This is a genomic window from Alkalihalobacillus sp. BA299 (assembly GCF_017745675.1).
In the GTDB taxonomy this organism is placed as follows: Bacteria; Bacillota; Bacilli; order Bacillales; family Bacillaceae_F; genus Alkalihalobacterium.
Genome location: NZ_JAFLJM010000006.1, coordinates 109,011 through 128,150 on the forward strand (window position 1 = coordinate 109,011; position 19,140 = coordinate 128,150).

Consider the following 19,140-nt stretch of genomic DNA (forward strand, 5'->3'; position numbering starts at 1 on the left):
TAGTCGAAAAACTAAGGATTAACCTATTATTTGAATGTTTCCGGTTCTCAACCGAACGGGTTACTCTCATAGGGCAGCTTTATTTTTTTGCTTTAAAATGAACAATGGCTGTATAGATTGGTAGAGATGTTTTTTGGTCAATATATACGTGATGTTGGATATGATGTACTTCTAACATTAACACTTTATTATTATCAATTTGTTCATTAATTTGTTTTTCTAGCTCCTTAAGACTTCGAGCTTCAAAACATTCAACTTTGTCATCAATTTTATCTAAATGAATCTGCATACTATGCTCTCCCTTTCAATGAAATTTCAGTTATAATATACCAAGAACATTGGACATTGTATACTTTACTGTAATGTTTGGGAAAATGTTGAAGTGTAATGAAGGAACAGAAAGGAAGATACATATGAGAATTGGAATTATTGGAGCGATGGATGAGGAAGTAGAATTATTAAAAAGTAAGCTTGATGGTCGCGTTGATCAAACGATTGCAGGGTGTGAATTTCATCAAGGTACACTCAATGGGCTCGATGTCGTTTTATTGAAATCCGGAATTGGTAAAGTGAATGCCGCTATCGGGACGACTTTACTTATTCAACTTTTTAACGTAGAAAAGATTGTTAATACTGGTTCAGCAGGTGGATTTCATGAAAGTTTAAAAGTGGGTGATATCGTCATTTCTACTGAAGTACGTTATAACGATGTTGATGCTACAGTCTTTGGCTATGAGTTCGGTCAAGTTCCAAGAATGCCTGCATTTTATACACCAAATACAGAGTTAGTTGCAATAGCCGAGGAAGCTGCGAATGATGTCGGGGTCCATTCGGTAAAAGGTTTAATCGTTTCTGGGGATTCGTTTATGAGCGATCATGAACGAGTAGAGGAAATTAAATCTCGTTTTGATAACCCATATTGTGCTGAAATGGAAGCAGGGGCGATTGCACAAGTGTGCCATCAATTTGAATGTCCGTTTGTCATTATTCGTTCGCTTTCTGATATCGCAGGAAGTGATGCAAAGGTATCATATGATCAGTTTTTGGAGAAAGCATCGGTGAATTCCGCAAATCTTGTCTTACTCATTGTTGATCAATTAAAGACGAAATAATTACGAAATACTGAAAGCTAATTAGAAATTCAACTCGAACGTTTCCTGTACTTTTTATAACGCTATATCCTATTTGTTTCCTCTAGTAACAACAGTTACATCCTATCGGCTACGCTTTACTGTGATAGAATAGAAGAGTGTTATAGGAGGAATGTAAAAATGGATGATAATAAAAAGATGCGGGAACTAAAAGGAAAAGCAGAAGACTACAAACGTTTTGGTTTTATATTATTGTCATTAAGTGTTTTTATGTTTCTTGGAATCATCATTCCGAATGATGCTCCGTTAACGGGGAATTATGCAGAATATATGATGATAGGAACTGTGCTGTCGCTAATAATAGCGTTCATCTTTCATCGAAAAGCGATGCATTACAGAAATCAGCTTGATAATGAAGAGTTTGGACAATAATTTAAAATAAAACATCTGCTATGAAAAAAGAAGAAGCTGACATACAATATGTCAGCTTCTTCTTTTTTTGTGTGGCACCTTTAGTGCGCTAAAGGTGCCTGACACCATTATGCAGGTGGAGTTACAATATAGTAGATGCTAATAAAGAATATAAAGATCACGAGCACGGCTGTATAGGCTTTCCATGGTACAAACCTTTGTGTGACGAGCACGATTCTTACACATGTGATATACATCCAAGCAATCCCTAGTATCACACCTACTATTGCGATAAAAGGAACAGCGCCCTCGAGTCCTGCAGCAATAAATCCTGGCATCGCAAGAATTGAAGGGATAAGAGCTCCCGCTGATAGTCGGAAAAGTTGTCCGAGTAAGCCGGGCCCTCCAAAGCCTCGCGAAGCAGCCCATAAAAGTAGAGATAGGGCAACTCTAGTTAAAAAGACCATAATAATTCCTGCAATAATGAAAAATCCAGGGATGACGATGTCTTTTAAAAATTCAGCATCGAAGCTAGTAATATATTCGATGTTTTGCTGAATAGAGAATAAGCCATATATGACACCTAAAAGGATAGTAACAAGGTGACCCCATATATTCCATTTCGGAGAAGTTGTTAGTTCGGCTATGGATCCGTTGTTTAATAGAGTGGTGCGAATATAAAGTATCAACCCTGTCATTTTATCCCCTCATTTTAACTTCATTTGTTTTTGTATTAATGCTGTCTAGCTCCAGTCCATACGCCACTTAACGAGCGCTTCCACTTTTCTAATTAAAATTCCCATGGTAGTAGTGACCAAACTAAGATAGCGATACTTAGTGCTGTAATGACAAATGCTCCAAATGTGCTGTTGTAACGAGCTGGGTTTACATCGTTCCAGCCATGAATCCGTTCAATTAACTTATGATCAGCATCAGTTGGTAAATTCTTTTGTAACGCTGGAATTCGGTTTGTAATATATGATACTACAATTAGTAGGATAAAGCTAAGTGGTACGCAAAGCATTGCTCCAGATAGTCCCATACCGTCAGTAAGAGCATGTCCACTTACAACGATATTCGGTAAAACGAATGGAGAGACGATCACATATAAAATACCGCCAAAGACAGAAGCTGCCATTGCACCATATTTGTTTGCTTCTTTCCACCATACACCCATAATGATGAGTGGTGCATTCGTAACTCCAGCTAAACCAAACGCCCATAAAATACTTACTGTTAAAAATTCAGGTGGGTTAAAGGCAAGTAACACACTAATTAGACCACCCATTGCAATCGAGAAATATCCTAGACGTACTTTTGCTTTACTTGTTAAGTTTGGCTTAAGCGTTGTTACAATATCTTGAGAAATTAAAGCACCAATTGCTAGCAGGTTACCACTTAAAGTAGATAGACCGGCAGAAATTGCACCAGCAATAACAAGCGCTGTGACCCATTCAGGGTTATATACAAGATTTAAGATAATTGTGAGCTTGTCAGCATCGGCAGCAGAAATTTCTACTCCAGAAATTTGCGTGTAATAAACGCCTGCAAATCCCATTGCGTATGTCGCTGAGAAAACAAGACCTAATACAAGAGCAAACCAGATCATTGCTTGACGTGCACTTTTTAAACTAGACGCTGTATAAATACGCATCGCTAAGTGTGGTAAACCAAGTGAACCAATCGTTAATGCTGGAATAATAGCAAAATACCATTTTGAAGAATACTGGTAATCAAAGAAAGTAGGCATAGACTCAAGCATAGCTGGAACCATGTCTGCATATAAAAGTGGAGGGAAGTACCAGCCAGATCCACCCATGGCTTTCATGATTGCCCCTAATGGAACGATAAACATTAATGCGATGATGACCATTTGAATAGCAGCGTTGTTCGTTGCCCCGCTCATACCACCAATCGTTACGTATCCAACAATTAAAATTCCGCCAACGATAAGACCAGTAATATAAGGAATACCTAGTAATGTTTCAAATGTAACGGCAATACCGATCATTTGCCCTAATGCATACATAATAGAAACTAGGATCATGAATAAAGCTGCAATAATGGAAGCGGATACACCGTAACGCTCACGAATAAAGTGAGTAGGAGAGAATGCACCCATACGACGTAAAGATGTACCGTAAATAATCGTGATTAGCGGAATAGCTAAGATCAGTTGAATCCATAACAATACAAATGGAACTTGAAGTTTAAGGATCAGTCCAGTTACGCCTAAAAATGTAGCTAAACTCATGTATGTTGATGCCATTGCTAGACCGTTTGTAATCGGACCAACGCCGCCGCCGGCAGCATATAAGTCTTCAACGGATTTACTTGCACGATTGGAAAAATAACTTACAGCATAAAAGAGAACGAATGTTGCGATAACGATTACGATACCTATTATTGGATTGGATATTTGCCATGATTGCTCCATCTTAACTTACTCCTTTCTGGCTATCTTTTGCCTCTAGGTTTAGACGTGAATTTTCTTCATCAATTGCATCATCAATGTGGTTTCCAATTTTACCTGCAACAATAGTTAAAATGAAAATTCCAAACCAGCCGACCAAGATAGGTACGATATACATAATTGGGAACCCAAACAAATTACCTTCTACAGGAAAGATCGAAAAGATAAAGCCGATATTCCCAGCAAGAAGAAAAACAACAGACATAATAATCGTAAACCACACTTCTTTTTTGTACGCACTCATTAAAATTCCTCCCCTTTTAAAAATGTAAGTGCTTTCATTTTTGAGCAAGTCCACTAACTAACAGTAAGCTGAACGAACACTCAATCTGCCCTCATGCTAAAAAAATAAAAAACTGAACGATCACTCGGTTTCAATGCAAAACAAAACCAAGACTGAAGACAAAATAAGTTGAAAAATCCCCCTCTCTTCCATCAGTAGAGAAAAATTAGTAAACTTAATTAGAATTTACACGAAATTTTGAATTATTTCAAGATAGAATCGTTAGAAAATTAAATTAAATTTTAAAATTTCTAAAAATTTAAGTAAAATTGGTAGTAATTGATAAAAACGAAATGAGGTTAAGGTAAAATATGAGAAATTTACTTAATAGATCCACTACCCATCGCCCAATTGTATTATTTGCGATTATAATGGCGATGTTTATGGCTGCTGTTGAGGCAACGATCGTGGCTACTGCGATGCCGGGCATTGTTTCAGAGCTAGGAGGTTTTCATTTATTTACGTGGGTGTTTGGTGGATACTTATTAATGAAAGTTGTCTCGATTCCTATCTACGGGAAGCTAGCTGATTTGTTTGGTCGAAAAATTGTCTTTTCAATTGGTATTTTTATTTTTCTTCTTGGATCCATTTGGTGTGGTTTTGCATCAACAATGGAATGGTTAATCATTGCAAGATTTCTTCAAGGATTAGGAGCCGGAGCGGTTCAACCCATTGCAACGACGATTGTTGGTGATATTTATACGAAAGAAGAACGAGCAAGCATCCAAGGGTATTTAGCTAGTATATGGGGGATATCTTCTATTCTGGGACCCATATTAGGTGGAGTTTTTATTGAGTATTTTCATTGGTCTTGGATATTTTGGATGAATATACCGTTTGGATTACTAGCGACCTTGTTAGTCGGTTTATTTTTAAAAGAAAATATTGAAAAAACAAAGCCATCAGTTGATTATTTCGGGGCACTATTAATTTTAATTAGTATTGGTTCGTTAATGATGGTCTTAATACAAGGTGGGGTAGAATGGAATTGGCATTCTCTTCCTGTACTATTGTGTGTTAGTTTGTTTGCCGTCAGTTTTATCGCCTTTATATATCAAGAGAAAAAGGCAAAAGAGCCGATTATGTCAATGGACATTTGGGGAACACCATTAATTGTTGTTGCCAATATTGCATCCTTTACGTCAGGGGCATTGTTACTCGCCGTTTCCTCTTTTCTGCCAACATACGTTCAAGGAGTTATGAATCAACCGGCTATGGTTGCCGGTTTTGCGTTAACGATGATTTCTATTGGCTGGCCGATTTCATCAACGATTGCCGGCAAGCTTTTACTTAAGATTGGGTATCGAAAGGCCGCGCTGATCGGTGGGGTGGCTTTAGTTGTCGGGTCTATGTTTTATTTAACTTTATCGTTCGTGCACCATCCGTTTTGGGCAGGGATAGGATCATTTTTTATCGGGGTAGGAATGGGCTTTTCAACAACGACGTTTATCGTCTCGATTCAAAGTCATGTTGATTGGAGAAAAAGGGGTGTGGCCACAGCTTCTAATATGTTCATGCGAACGTTAGGAGGCGCAGTAGGTGTGGCCTTATTAGGTGGTATACTCAATAGTCGTCTAAAAGCAAGACTTGAAGGTGAGATGGAGCAGCTTGATTTTGAATTAGACATGGATATCGTCAATGTTATATTAGATCCCGAGCAAAGAAAATTATTGACTGCACAAGAAGTATCTTACATTCAAGAAGCACTTTCACAGGCGCTATTTCATGTGTATTGGGGAATATTTATTTTTGCTTTCATAAGCCTTATCTTAATATTCTTTTTACCGAAAGATGAAATGAAGAAAAATTAATGTTTCAATTTAATTAATTCAATGAGATGATGAAGAATTCGAGCGGTTAACCCCCAAATTACATATTGATTGTAAAAATAAAAAATCTCGGGGAAGGTATGGGTTCGCTTCGTATAAGCTTCTCGATTAGGAATATGATCAAATGGAAAGTTTTCATCAGGTTCAAAATGAATATTCATATTGTATGTCTTCGGCTTATTTTGGAGTAAAAAAGATAAGGGTACAGTAAAAACCTCTTCTACTTCATGTTCACTAGGTGAAATATTTTCAGGTGAAAGAATTTGGCCAACAAACGGAAAGATGGTTCCGCGAAATGGCGTAACAAGAACGTCTAGAGGGGCAATAGAAGTAAAATCATCTTCTGTTAGCCCTAATTCTTCGCACAACTCTCTTTTCGCGGTTATTTCTTCAGTCAGGTCCGATTTGTCGACTTTACCACCAGGAAAGCAAATTTCACCAGGCTGATGGGTTAATCGTTTCGAACGGACTTCAAATAAAATGTGTAGCTCATTATCTTTTTCAATAAACGGAACAAAAACGGCTGATTTTAAAGCACGTGCATCTTTCAATACACCAGCATCTCTTTTCTCGAGAAGCTGCTTGATTTGATCTATAGTGACAGACATTTCCCCCATCTCCTTAAAGTTTTTATTCTTATTTTAACAAGAAAAGCTGTATGACGGAAGGTGTCATACAGCCTTAGACCTACAGTTTTTCGTTAAACCAGTTGACGATATGGTTTAAACGTTCGATTCGTAGATGTGGCGGGCCACTTCGTGAAAGTTCATGGTTCGATTCAGGGAAACGAACAAACATAGTGTCTTTCTTTTGATGTTTTAAGGCAATATAAAGCTGTTCCGCTTGTTCAATTGGACAACGATAGTCGTTTTCACCATGTAAAATTAAAAGAGGTGTTTCTACATTCTTCACATAGCGAAGCGGTGAGTGGTACCATAACTTTTCAGGATCGTCTTGGAAGCAAGCACCAATTTCCCATTTTGTAAAGAAGTATCCGATGTCACTAACACCGTAAAAGCTCGTCCAATTAGAAATCGAACGTTGCGTGACAGCAGCCTTAAAGCGATGAGTATGGCTGACAATCCAGTTTGTCATAAACCCACCGTAGCTACCTCCAGTTACACCTAGTCGATTTTCATCGATATAGTCGAGGTTTTCTAATGCATAATCGACAGCAGACATTAAATCTTCATAATCTTTACCACCATAATCCCCACGGCAAGCATTAACAAACTTTTGACCATAGCCATGGCTACCCCGTGGATTTGTATAAAGGACGACATATCCTTGAGCCGCTAAAAGCTGTAGTTCATGGAAGAATGAATTGGCATACATCGCATGAGGACCACCGTGGATTTCTAAAACCATCGGGTACTTTTTACCTTCTTCAAAGTTATAAGGTTTCATAATCCAGCCATGCACTTCCCAACCATCACTAGCTTTTGCAGTTAGTGGCTCTGGGATGGATAGGTGAACTGCTGAAAGGAAATCTTCATTTACATTGGTCAGTCTTATTTTCTTTTTCTCACCTACGACGATCTTGTAAAGGTCGCCGGGGTTTGAAGCATCGCTAAGTCCTATGATGGCAAATTCTCTTTCTTCGTCAAACGCATAACCGAATACATGACCTTCTTCTGCGAATATAGAAGTAATTTCATTATGTTCATCAATCGCATAAAGACTTGTATTGCCATTTTCACTAGCAGAGAAGTAAAGTGTTTTCCCATCTTTTGACCAGACAGGACCTGGGTTTGGATGACCTGAACGCATGTCCGAAATAGCTGCATCCGTAATATGAACATCCCATGTTTCAGTGATGCACTTTTTCTGTTTCGTTGTTATATCAATGATATAAATTTGGTTGATTGTTGCACCTAAAAATTCTCGTTCATTGCCGAAACAAGCAATATAGTTTCCATCTGGAGACCAAGATGGATTAAAGTAAACTCCGTTATGGTCTGTTAATAATGTGAGTTCTTTTGTTTTAACATTTAATAAATAGAGATCAGAAACAATTTGGAAATCTGCATCTTCTGTCATATTTGCTGAAAGCGCTATATATTTTCCGTTTGGTGACCATGAACTAGGCTCATAAGTGTATCTACCAGAAGTAAGTTCAGTGATTTCTTTTGTATTCACATCAATTAGTGCAAGTTGTTGATACGTTTCGTTATGGAAACCAGCACCGTCAGATTTATATTTTAGACGATTAATCACAAGGGGCTCTGATTTTTTCTTTTCCTCGTTCTTTTCCTCTTTATCAAATATAGATTCATCTTTGTCTATTTTTAAAGATGTTTTATATAACAATTGACTTCCACAAGGTGACCAAACTGGGTGCGATGCCCCGTTTTTATTTTCTGTAAGTTGTTGTGGCTCTCCGCCTTCAGTAGACATCACCCAAATTTGCGATTTTCCGGAACGGTTTGAAACAAAAGCTAGTTTTTTACCGTCTGGTGATAAACGTGGGGAATGATCTCTAACTTTTCCGAACGTCCACTGTACACTTGAAGAATCATCGAAGCGTTGGAAATATAAATGAGAACGGTATTCTTGATCTTCATCAATCGTTGTTTTTACAAATACAAACTTGCTGTTACATGGAGCAAGTTGCGGTTCCCCAACATTAGCGATTTTAAGTAGATCTTCACTTGTAATCGGTCGTTTATTTGGCATATGTATCCCCCTTAATGAATTTCAAATGTATTTTTGTTAACTTCTAACTGAATCATAACATTGGACTTGCTAATACCAGAAATGGCATTTAACTGTTTCAAATATAACGTTAAATCATCATATGTTTTAACATTTACTTGAATGAGCAGTTGATATTCCCCGGTAATTAAAGAAATATGTCTAACTTCTTTAAAAGCCGCAACTTGTTCCATCACATTATTTAACTGTTGGGAATCGACCGCGAGTTGAATAATAGCTGAAACTTTTAGCCCTAGAGATATTGGATTAACGACCCCCACCACTTCTAATATTCCTTGATCTACGAGAGCTCTATAACGCGTCCGAACGGTTTTTTCGGTTACATCCATTTGGTTAGCAATTTCTGTGAAAGACATTCTTCCATCTTTTGATAAAAGTCGAAGGATGCTCTTATCTAGGTGATCGATTTCCTTCAATTAGCATTTCCCTCCTTTAGGCGAAAATATGAAATAGTGGGTCTAATTAAGATATCAATATGCAATATTATTCCTAAAAATAGAAATAAGCAATTAAAATATGACTTAAATTAGGAATATATAAAGTATATAAAAAACATTTCTAAAACTCAAATGTTTTACTATTTTCTAGGAAGTTCTATTTCAATTACATATTTTTATCAACCTAAAAGAATGTGACATATTTTTCTTGTTCTTGTAAATCATATGATTAGGTAGAAAGGAAGGGTTGAATAATTATGGACAAAAAGCAACAAATGGAGCAAATCGTAAATCATTTTTTAGATCAAGCGAATACAATTCCTGAGGATTTGAACTCAAAATTAAATAATGTAAAAGAACAACTTCAATCTATGTCAGCAGACGACGTTCATATGATGAGTGACCATGTGTTTTCTTCTCCTGCGGGTGAGCATGATCACGAAGATAATCCTCAAGCAATGCTGCAATCGATGTATGGAGAAATGGAGAGAGTAGCTCGTCAACAAGGAGACAACCAGCAATTACAAGAAATCATGCGCCAAATGAGGTACTTTTTTAATATTCAGGAAAAAGATGGTTTTTTTCCGTAAACAAATCTCACATAAATACTGTTAAAGTTATTTTTATCTTTTATACTAACGTTACAAGGTGCTCCTTAACAATGAGTTGGCTTCTAACTGTTCTCTCTCCAACTCCCCCTTATTGGCTATCCAACTCCCATTGGATAGCTTTTTTTTTGAAATAAAAAGGCTCTTTTCTCAAAGATTGTTGCTTTTAGCTTTTGGACTGTAAGCCAAGCGGATGCTTGGCTCTTCACGCAAAGCGTGAAGGTTTTGAAAATAAAATAGCCGTTCAGACAAATGAATTTGTCTTGAAAAGGCTATTTTATTTTCAAAAAACGGTCCAAAAGCAACAAAGTTTACGAAAACAGCCAATAAAAAAAGTAATCGACTAAAGAGGAATGTTTTAAAAAAATATTGAATTGGTATGAATACCGAAAAAGTCTTGTCATTTGCTAATAATTAAAAGAAATGAATAATAGGGTGTTAGTATGAGACTTTTTCAAAGAGGGGGTCACAGCTTATGCAACTTACAATGAAAGATATTATGAATTTTGATTTGTTGGATTCGGCTCGTGTCCTTTCTGGAGAAAAGTATTTAAATGAACGTTTTGTTGAGTGGGTCTCCATAACCGAAAGTCCTGTTGAGAACTTTGTCCGGAAAAATGAACTTGTTCTTACAACAGGAATGGGCTGTGAACAAAGTATTGAAGCATTTGAGCAGTATGTTCAAGATGTTGTGGACTCAGAAGCGAGTGCATTGGCTGTTGCGACCGGGCGGTATATTTATGACATTCCTACAGAAGTTATTCAATTTGCCGAACAAGCACAGTTTCCAATTATCGAAGTTCCTTGGGAAATTCGTTTTGCAGACATTACTCATGAAGTAATGAAAGAGCTCACACGGCGGCAGCAGCAAGAATTGAAAGAGTCAGAAAAAGTGCAGCAACAGCTCCTAAATATTTTATTAAATGGTGGAAACCTTGAAAAAGTCGCTCAATACGTTGGAAAGCAAATTCATACGCCTGTGTTGATAACGGATAAGGATGGCCAAGTAAAGGGAAGTGCAAGACAAAATCAAGACATTCGAGTAATGTGGGAAGAGCTCAGGTCAAACAACAAAGTTCCTGAACAAGCCTCTATAACTGAAGAGACAACCCACCATCCATTTCACCAAAAAATTCATAAAATAGACCATTTCCCATGGACGATTGTCCAGCTCCCGATCATCCAAGATGTTCACCGAGTACTTGGTTACTTGTTTATTTTGTTACACTCTACGCATTCATTAAAAACCGAGCTTACTAGTTTTTCTATTAATCTATTAGAACATGCTTCAACAGTTAGTGCTTTATGGTTTTTACGTGAAAATGCGATTCTCGAAACAGAGCTAAAACTACGAGATGATTTTGTCTGTAGTATTGCTAAAGGTGATCTTACGTCTTGGGAGCGAATTAGCGAGAGGGCAAGATTACTCGGTTACGATGTGAACGTTCCTTATGTCTGTATTGTTGGCTATCCTGAAAACCTCCGGGCAATGTATGAAAATAGTGATCAAATCAAGCATTCGAGTTATGAAAAATGGCTGCATAGTATGATTCATTATATTGAAGAAGAAATTATTTTTGCGTCTCAATCGTTAGAAAAGCAAATTTTAATGACGTATCAGTTAGACGAATTGATCATTTTTTTAGAAGCGTCGGTAGTGACTAGAAAGGATGGAGTTCATTATTTTCTAGATCTCGTAGAACGCAGACTAGGCAACTTACTTCCAGGTGTTGAAATGTCATGGGGCATTGGTAGAGTATATGATGAAGAGTTGAAATTCACAAAAAGCTATCGCGATGCCCAGCAATCATTAGAAATTGGCAGACGACAAAAAGGCCCAGGACATAGGATGTATTACGACGATTCGAAGGTGGAACGAGTGTTGTTATCATTAAGTGATAACGAAGAAGTACAGCAACTATCAGATACAGTTATTACACCTTTGATTAAATATGACCGCGTCCGGCAAATGGAGCTCGTTCGGACATTTATTATTTTTACCCAACATCATTTCAATGTTAGTAAAACCGCGCGCACCCTGTCCCTTCACCGGCAATCACTACTATACCGGCTTCGAAAAATTGAAAAGCTTACGAGTTTGTCTCTTGTTAATCCAGACGATTTATTTTTACTAAACCTTAGTATCCGCATTTGGCTAGCGACCGCTGCCCCAGAAGATGCTAGGCACTATATTTACTCTCAAAAGCCCGCGATTGAATAAGGCGAAAATAACCATCACAGGATTTAACAAGTTAAATAGCAAAAGAAAAAGGGTGTCCCCAAGCTTAGCTTTAGGGGGCCCCTTAACACTTTTTTAAAATGAAAATGAAACCATCCTACAACTAAAATGAAATTAAAATGTTTCTGCATTAAAATTTTGAAAGACATATTTATTATAGATCGGAAAGACCTCTTTTCCAATTAAGTGGTTAATAATAATCTTATTTCTGTGAACGGCAAGCCCTAAGTTTGTTGACCCTACCCCGTGAGAATGAGATATCCCACTATGAACATAGATTTGATTGGGAATATCTAGACGTAAACGATAATCAGCCTCGACCTCATATCTTCCTTTATCATCCCAATGAATATGTGACTCAAGATTATGAATAAAATCAGGTATATTCGGCCGGTAGCCAGTCCCTACAATAACGATTTCACTTTCATGAGTAAAATCTTTCTTCTGTTGCCACTGGTGACATAGAATTTCGTAGTGATCCCCTTTTTCTTGAATTCTTTTAACTTCTGTTAACACCTGTAATCCGACATTTATTTCTTCACCTGAAACCGAATGTTCATAAAGTAAATTATAAATATCAGTAATCGTATGCGAACTAATTCCTTTATAAAGTAAATCTTGTGTTGCAAAAATTTGATCCTTTTGTTCTTGTGGAAATTGATAAAAATAATTCACATAATCGGGAGAAAATTGTTCTACACTCAATTTCGATTCATCCATGGATAAAAAGCTTCTCGATCGAGTAATCCAATTCAATTGATATTGATGCTCCATCTGTTCTTTTAACAGTTCACGAAACACTTCGGCTGCACTTTGACCGGACCCAATCACAGTAATGGATTTAGCTTTTCGGCATCGGTCTTGATGATTTAAAAACTCTGCCGTATGAAAAACATGTTCAGGAGAAAGACCTTGAAAGGATTTCGGCATAGCAGGAACACTGCCAGTACCTAATACAAGGTTTTTACACCGATAGGTTATTGTCTCCTTCGTTTTTATCTCCTCAACTCTTACTAAAAAAATTTCTTCATTTTGTATGTAATCTAACTCAACGACCTTATTTCCAAAACGACAATTTTTTAATTCATGTGCAACCCATTGACAATAATCATTATATTCTCTCCTTGGGATATCCAATCTTTGTAAAAAGTAAAAAGGGTATAAGCGATTTTTTTTTGACAAATAGTTCAAAAAGCTGTATTGATTCGTTGGATCAGCTAATGTTACCAAGTCTGCCATAAATGGAACTTGAAGCCTTGTCCCTACTATTAACATCCCTGGATGCCAATCAAATCGGGACTTTTGATCGAAGAAAATCGTTTTCACTTCCGGAATGTCATCGAGTAAGGCGGCAAGACTTAAATTAAAAGGCCCTATTCCCACTCCTACTAAATCATACACATGAGTTTCCAATATAATTTCCCCCTTAAGTTCTTTTCTTTCTATTATGAGGAAAAAAGGAAAAAGAATTCATAAGGGTAGTATTCAGTGCGTTTTTCCATAATGAACACAAGCTCAACAGCACGCATTAATAGGTCTTTCAATACAAAGTGTCAATATGTAATATGATAAAACAGAATATTCTTACACTTTTTACAATATCGTGTCCGCTATGTAGCGAGTATGATAATAACAAATAACGAAAAGGTAAGGAAAATTGAAGAAAGGGGCGAAAGGAGTGGAGGAAGATGCTCCATTTTACACATGGGGAATATCATGAGCGTTTGCGTCGTACAAAAGAAAAAATGATGGATGAGGGAATTGAAGTACTCATTGTCACCGATCCTGCCAACATGAATTACTTATCGGGATATAACGGCTGGTCGTTTTATGTACATCAAGCACTCGTTGTCATCATTGATGAACCACAGCCACTTTGGATTGGAAGAGAGATGGATGCAAATGCAGCGAAAGTAACGAGCTGGCTTTTCCATGAGCATATTATTCCGTATCCAGATTATTACGTAAACTCGCCAGCGAAGCACCCTTACGATTTTATCGGCAACATCCTGAAAGAAATTGGTCAAAGTAAGCGGGTCATTGGGCTTGAAATGGATAATTACTACTTTTCAGCGAAATGTTTCGAACGATTAGTTAAAATCTTGCCGAAAGCCGTGTTCAAAGATAGTACGAACTTAGTCAATTGGGTGAGAATAATTAAATCTGATACGGAAATTGAATATATGAAACGCGCCGGTCAAATTGCTGTTCGGGCGATGGAGGTAGGAATTGAAGCCCTCGATGTCGGTGTCCGCGAATGTGATGTCGCAGCTAAAATCTTTGAAGCACAAATTAAAGGTACACCTGAATTTGGAGGGGATTATCCAGCGATAGTTCCACTTATGCCAGCAGGTGAACGAACATCAACACCTCACATCACATGGACAGATGAAACGTACAAACCGAATACGACCGTTCTGATTGAATTAGCTGGATGCTATCAAAGGTATCACGCCCCACTTGCTCGAACAGTCACGATCGGCGAGCCAGAAGAAAAAGTGAAAGACTTAGCTGCAGTCGTCATTGAAGGAATGGAAGCGGCACTACAGGCTGTAAAACCAGGCACAACTTGTGAGGAAGTTGAGCTTGCTTGGAAAAAGTCTATTCAAAAACGAGGCTATAAAAAAGAATCAAGAATTGGCTATTCGGTCGGCTTAAACTATCCACCCGATTGGGGAGAGCATACAGCAAGCCTACGTCCTGGAGATAAAACGATCCTTCAGCCGAATATGACATTTCATATGATTCTAGGTATTTGGCTAGATGACTATGGAGTAGAGCTAAGCGAGTCATTCCGTGTGACAAATACAGGGTATGAATTATTAGCAAGTGCACCAAGAAAGCTGTTTGTGAAAGATGCAGGAAAGAAACTATGGCCAGGGGGAATGGGAGCGTAATTTAATTGAGGGAGGAGATCGCAAATGGAAAACAAAATGACGAAAGCACAGATGGGAACGAAAGCAGTTTGGGCTGGGGAGAAAGACTATCTTGTTCACGGGGCCACACAAGTCCCTGTCATACCGAGCGTCGCTTACAACTATGATGATATGGATGAGTGGTATGAGGTTGCTGTTGGACGAAAAAAAGGACATATATATGGAAGAAACACTAATCCTACAGTGCAAGCCTTTGAAGACAAATTAAAGAATCTAGAAGGAGCGACAGTGGCAACAAGCTTTTCAACAGGAATGGCTGCGATTAGTAATACTCTATATACGTTTTTACGGCCAGGTGATCGAGTTGTTACGATTAAAGACACGTACGGCGGCACGAATAAAATTTTTACTGAGTTTTTACCGCAAATGAACGTTGAAATTACGTTTTGTGAAACGGGCAACCACGAACATATTGAAACCGAAGTCGCCAAAGGTTGCAAAATTTTATATTTAGAAACACCAACGAACCCAACGGTAAAAATTACGGACATTGAGCAAATGGCGAAAGCTGGTCATGAAGCAGGGGCACTTGTTATTGTCGACAATACGTTTGCCACCCCATTAAACCAACAACCTCTAAAGCTTGGCGCTGATATCGTTATTCATAGCGCTACGAAGTTTCTCGGTGGCCACGCGGACGCATTAGGTGGAGTGGCGTGCAGTAATAATGAAGAATATATCGAAAAAATCTATCATTATCGCGAAATTAATGGCGCAACGATGGACCCGTGGGCTGCCTACCTCATTTTAAGAGGGATGAAAACACTAGAGCTTCGCGTTCGTCGGCAAGAAGAAAATGCATTAAAGCTAGCAAACTATTTAAAATCGGAGGAAATGGTTGAATCCGTTTTCTATCCTGGACTTGAGGAACATCCAAACCATGAAATTGCTAAAAAACAAATGGTTGGCTTTGGCGGTATGTTAAGCTTTGCTGTTAAAGGTGGAATGGAAACAGTAAAAGAACTTTTGCCTAATCTCACATTTGCTCACCGGGCCGCTAACTTAGGAGCAGTTGAAACGACAGTCGGTCCAGCGAGAACGACGAGTCATGTGGAATGCACACCAGAAGAACGAAAAGCGATGGGGATTCCAGAAGGGCTAATCCGTGTTTCGTGTGGAATTGAAAATGCTGAAGATATTATCAACGATTTTAAAGAAGCCTTTACGTACGTAAAAGAGGCAGTTCGCTAACCATTTCAAAAGGAGGCGAGGGTTTTGCAAAAACTAGCATTATTAGGGTTTGGCACCGTCGGCCAAGGATTAGCGGAAATTTTACTTCAAAAAAAAGCTGCATTAAAAGCTGAAACGGGTTGGGAAGGGCAGATCGTTGCCATCTCAGATATGATGAAAGGATCCATTTACGATCCAAATGGTCTCGACCTAGAAAAAGCATTATCGATAGTTAAAAAGACGGGGACACTTGATGATTATCCAGATAGTGAAGCACTTATCCGTGATTTAGACAGCTTTGAAACGATTGAACAGACGAATGCCGATACAATTGTGGAAGTAACATTTACCGATGTAAAAACAGGCCAGCCAGCGATCGATCATTGTAAAGCAGCATTTGCAGCAGGTAAGCATGTCGTGATGAGTAATAAAGGACCTGTTGCCCTTGCTTATAAAGACCTCTCACAATTAGCAAAACAACACGGTGTCAGGTGGGGCTTTGAAGGAACGGTGATGAGTGGTACACCTGCACTTAGAATGCCACTCACGGCTCTCGCTGGAAATGACATTAAAGAAATCTCAGGCATTTTAAATGGAACGACGAACTATATGCTACTCAGAATGGAAGAAGGGCTTTCCTATGAAGAAGCGTTAACAGAAGCTCAAAGCTTAGGCTATGCAGAAGCAGATCCAACGAGTGATGTAGAGGGCTTTGACGCGCGATATAAGATTGTTATCCTTGCCAATACGGTCATGAATGCGGCGTTAAAAGTCGAAGATGTCGCATGTGATGGAATTACTCAAATTACTCCGTATGATATTAAAAAAGCGCAAGAACAAGGAAAGCGCTGGAAGCTCATCGCACGAGTACGGAAGGAAGATGGAGATGTTAAGGCATCCGTTCAACCTGAAATGATAGATAAATCGCATCCATTAGCTCAGGTTCAAGGTGTTTTAAATGCCGTTTCATTTAACTGTGATTTAGCTGGGAACATCACGTTATCAGGTCCAGGAGCTGGGCGAACAGAAACAGGGTATTCGTTATTAATTGATCTTTTGAACATTTACAGAAACCATATATAACTTGAAATGGTTGTTGAGATGGAGCTTTGGTTCTCCATCTCACTGCGGACTTAATAAAAGGGACAAACCGGAAGATAAAAACTTTTAGCTAAAATGAAAGGTGGGAAAGCCAATGAAAGTACGAGTGGCACAACGGAAAATGTTTCTCGCCGGAAAGTGGGTGGACCGAGACAGGACGATTACAGTAACGAATCCAGGAAACAATGAAGCGATTGCTACCGTTCCAGCAGCGACTAAAGAAGATATGCTTGAAGCGATCCATGCCGCGAAACGAGGAGCTGAAATTTCAGCAAAGCTACCTGTTTTTAGAAGAATAGAGATTATCCAAAGTGCGGCATCATATATCGAGGAGGAAAAAGAGGATTTTGCGGTTACCATTGCTCTAGAAGGAAGTAAGACGATTCGCGAAGCACGTAAAGAAGTAGAACGATGCATCCAAACGTTGCGAATTAGTGCAGAAGAAGGTCGTAGACTAGAAGGAAAGACCATTCCCTTTGATCAAAGTAGTGGAAATGAAAACCGCTTAGGATATTACTCTCTTTTTCCAATCGGGATTATTGGAGCGATTACGCCATTTAATGATCCACTTAACTTAGTTGCCCACAAAATCGGCCCTGCAATCGCATCAGGAAATGCCATTATCGTAAAGCCAGCGACCGTGACTCCGTTAAGCGCATTAAAACTAGCTGATGTTTTTTCACGAGCAGGACTTCCAAATGGCATACTATCAGTCATTACCGGTAGAGGAGGAGAAGTGGGGGACACACTTGTGACTCACCCTGATGTACGGATGATTTCATTTACTGGTGGATTAGAAACAGGGACGGAAATTGCGAACAAAGCAGGTCTCAAAAAAATCAGCATGGAATTAGGATCTAACTCTCCAGTGATCGTACTCAATGATGCTAACTTGAAACACGCGGTTGAATCGACGGTTTCTGGTGCATTCTGGGCAGCTGGTCAAAATTGTCTAGGCGTTCAGCGAGTTTATATCGAGCAAGACAGCTATGAAGCATTTACTAACCAATTTATTGAACAGACAAAAACGTATCGAACCGGCGATAAGCTGCTAGATAGTACAGACATGGGGCCATTAATCAATGAAAGAGAAGCCATTCGTGTCGAAAAATTAGTCGAGGAAGCATTAAAGCAAGGGGCGAAGCTTGAATGTGGTGGTATTCGAGATGGGGCTTATTATGAGCCGACGGTATTAACGAATGTTCCAACTGACGTAACAATTGCTAGGGAAGAAATATTCGGTCCCGTCGTTCTCCTCTTTTCCGTAGACAGTTTACAAGAGGCAATTGAAAAAGCGAATGACGTGAATTACGGATTACAAGCAGGCATTTTTACAAATCATCTACAAGCGGCCTTTGAAGCGATTCAACAGCTCAATGTCGGTGGGGTAATGGTGAATGACAGCAGTGACTTCCGTATTGACAGTATGCCGTTTGGCGGTGTAAAAGGATCAGGACTAGGAAGGGAAGGAGTTAAACACGCTATTCAAGAAATGACAGAACCAAAGGTCGTATGTTTTAATTTATAACCAAGCTAAATGTAGTGATAGGACAGATTCATTTTGTTCTATCACTTTTTTGTTTACAAAAAAAGTGATTCATCAAGCCTGGATACTACCTGCTAGATTAAAGGGGAAAAATATTTCAATATAATATTATTATTCAATAATACCTTAAATCTCTTCCTTAACTGGTCTTAAGAGGATGTTTTTTTAATAAGTTAGAAATAAAGAGTTAATGTAAGCGTTTTTAAGATCAGTCGTTCTTTATAAAGAATTACAGTACCTTTGTATCATTTACTATAACGAACGTTTTATAATAAAATATTCTTTATAAAGAACATTGATG

At 38.4% G+C, this 19,140-nt stretch carries 17 protein-coding genes; 9 read left to right on the forward strand and 8 right to left on the reverse strand.

From position 1 onward, the window contains the following. Window positions 1-79: 79 nt before the first annotated feature. The gene (locus tag J0N78_RS09795; RefSeq protein ID WP_209122875.1) at window positions 80-289 is read right to left on the reverse strand and encodes a DUF2536 family protein; all 210 of its coding nucleotides are present in this window, start codon (window positions 287-289) and stop codon (window positions 80-82) included. A 124-nt stretch (window positions 290-413) separates the two neighbouring features. Here J0N78_RS09795 and mtnN point away from each other — a divergent pair, with 124 nt between their 5' ends. Together mtnN and J0N78_RS09805 are read left to right on the forward strand one after the other, a co-directional pair. Continuing rightward, complete coding sequence (gene mtnN / locus J0N78_RS09800; protein WP_209122876.1) at window positions 414-1,112, forward strand: 5'-methylthioadenosine/S-adenosylhomocysteine nucleosidase; 699 nt, start codon at window positions 414-416, stop codon at window positions 1,110-1,112. Window positions 1,113-1,271: 159 nt separating this feature from the next. Then, window positions 1,272-1,523 (forward strand): YrhC family protein, encoded by a 252-nt coding sequence (locus J0N78_RS09805; RefSeq protein ID WP_209122877.1) that lies wholly within the window; start codon window positions 1,272-1,274, stop codon window positions 1,521-1,523. Window positions 1,524-1,630: 107 nt separating this feature from the next. Here J0N78_RS09805 and J0N78_RS09810 read toward each other — a convergent pair whose 3' ends face one another. The 3 genes from J0N78_RS09810 to J0N78_RS09820 all read right to left on the reverse strand — a co-directional run bounded on the left by J0N78_RS09810 (window position 1,631) and on the right by J0N78_RS09820 (window position 4,219). Beyond that, on the reverse strand, window positions 1,631-2,200 hold the full coding sequence (locus tag J0N78_RS09810; protein ID WP_209122878.1) for a YIP1 family protein: 570 nt from the start codon (window positions 2,198-2,200) through the stop codon (window positions 1,631-1,633). A 92-nt stretch (window positions 2,201-2,292) separates the two neighbouring features. After that, on the reverse strand, window positions 2,293-3,939 hold the full coding sequence (locus tag J0N78_RS09815) for a sodium:solute symporter family transporter (RefSeq protein WP_209122879.1): 1,647 nt from the start codon (window positions 3,937-3,939) through the stop codon (window positions 2,293-2,295). Between the two features lies 1 nt (window position 3,940). Further along, entirely contained in the window at window positions 3,941-4,219 is a 279-nt protein-coding gene (locus tag J0N78_RS09820; RefSeq protein ID WP_209122880.1) for a hypothetical protein, read from the reverse strand. 350 nt (window positions 4,220-4,569) lie between these two features. On the opposite strand from J0N78_RS09820, the gene J0N78_RS09825 reads away from it, so the two are divergent. Further along, complete coding sequence (locus tag J0N78_RS09825) at window positions 4,570-6,069, forward strand: MDR family MFS transporter (RefSeq protein ID WP_209122881.1); 1,500 nt, start codon at window positions 4,570-4,572, stop codon at window positions 6,067-6,069. Here J0N78_RS09825 and J0N78_RS09830 read toward each other — a convergent pair. From J0N78_RS09830 to J0N78_RS09840, 3 genes are all read right to left on the reverse strand, one after another. After that, complete coding sequence (locus J0N78_RS09830; RefSeq protein WP_209122882.1) at window positions 6,066-6,695, reverse strand: NUDIX hydrolase; 630 nt, start codon at window positions 6,693-6,695, stop codon at window positions 6,066-6,068. The genes J0N78_RS09825 and J0N78_RS09830 overlap by 4 nt on opposite strands. 79 nt (window positions 6,696-6,774) lie before the next feature. Continuing rightward, on the reverse strand, window positions 6,775-8,763 hold the full coding sequence (locus tag J0N78_RS09835) for a S9 family peptidase (RefSeq protein ID WP_209122883.1): 1,989 nt from the start codon (window positions 8,761-8,763) through the stop codon (window positions 6,775-6,777). A gap of 11 nt (window positions 8,764-8,774) precedes the next feature. Next, window positions 8,775-9,218: an Lrp/AsnC family transcriptional regulator gene (locus J0N78_RS09840; RefSeq protein ID WP_209122884.1), complete on the reverse strand. Its 444-nt coding sequence runs from the start codon at window positions 9,216-9,218 to the stop codon at window positions 8,775-8,777. A 278-nt stretch (window positions 9,219-9,496) separates the two neighbouring features. Between J0N78_RS09840 and J0N78_RS09845 the strand changes: the two genes are divergently transcribed. Together J0N78_RS09845 and J0N78_RS09850 are read left to right on the forward strand one after the other, a co-directional pair. Continuing rightward, window positions 9,497-9,829, forward strand: a complete 333-nt coding sequence (locus J0N78_RS09845) for a hypothetical protein (protein ID WP_209122885.1) — start codon at window positions 9,497-9,499, stop codon at window positions 9,827-9,829. Between the two features lie 493 nt (window positions 9,830-10,322). Further along, window positions 10,323-12,068, forward strand: a complete 1,746-nt coding sequence (locus J0N78_RS09850; protein ID WP_209122886.1) for a PucR family transcriptional regulator — start codon at window positions 10,323-10,325, stop codon at window positions 12,066-12,068. Between the two features lie 132 nt (window positions 12,069-12,200). On the opposite strand, the gene J0N78_RS09855 is transcribed toward J0N78_RS09850, so the two are convergent. Then, window positions 12,201-13,499, reverse strand: coding sequence for a lysine N(6)-hydroxylase/L-ornithine N(5)-oxygenase family protein (locus J0N78_RS09855; protein WP_247747229.1), 1,299 nt, complete (start codon window positions 13,497-13,499; stop codon window positions 12,201-12,203). 275 nt (window positions 13,500-13,774) lie between these two features. Here J0N78_RS09855 and J0N78_RS09860 point away from each other — a divergent pair, with 275 nt between their 5' ends. The 4 genes from J0N78_RS09860 (at window position 13,775) to J0N78_RS09875 (ending at window position 18,821) form a co-directional block, all read left to right on the forward strand. Continuing rightward, on the forward strand, window positions 13,775-14,983 hold the full coding sequence (locus J0N78_RS09860) for a M24 family metallopeptidase (protein WP_209122887.1): 1,209 nt from the start codon (window positions 13,775-13,777) through the stop codon (window positions 14,981-14,983). A gap of 24 nt (window positions 14,984-15,007) precedes the next feature. After that, window positions 15,008-16,213 carry a cystathionine gamma-synthase family protein gene (locus J0N78_RS09865; RefSeq protein ID WP_247747230.1) on the forward strand — a complete coding sequence of 402 codons (1,206 nt, stop codon included), beginning with the start codon at window positions 15,008-15,010 and terminating at the stop codon, window positions 16,211-16,213. A gap of 24 nt (window positions 16,214-16,237) precedes the next feature. Continuing rightward, a complete protein-coding gene (locus J0N78_RS09870) occupies window positions 16,238-17,275 on the forward strand; it encodes a homoserine dehydrogenase (protein ID WP_209122888.1) in 1,038 nt (345 codons plus the stop codon). Window positions 17,276-17,387: 112 nt separating this feature from the next. After that, on the forward strand, window positions 17,388-18,821 hold the full coding sequence (locus tag J0N78_RS09875) for an aldehyde dehydrogenase family protein (protein ID WP_209122889.1): 1,434 nt from the start codon (window positions 17,388-17,390) through the stop codon (window positions 18,819-18,821). The last annotated feature ends 319 nt before the right edge of the window (window positions 18,822-19,140 follow it).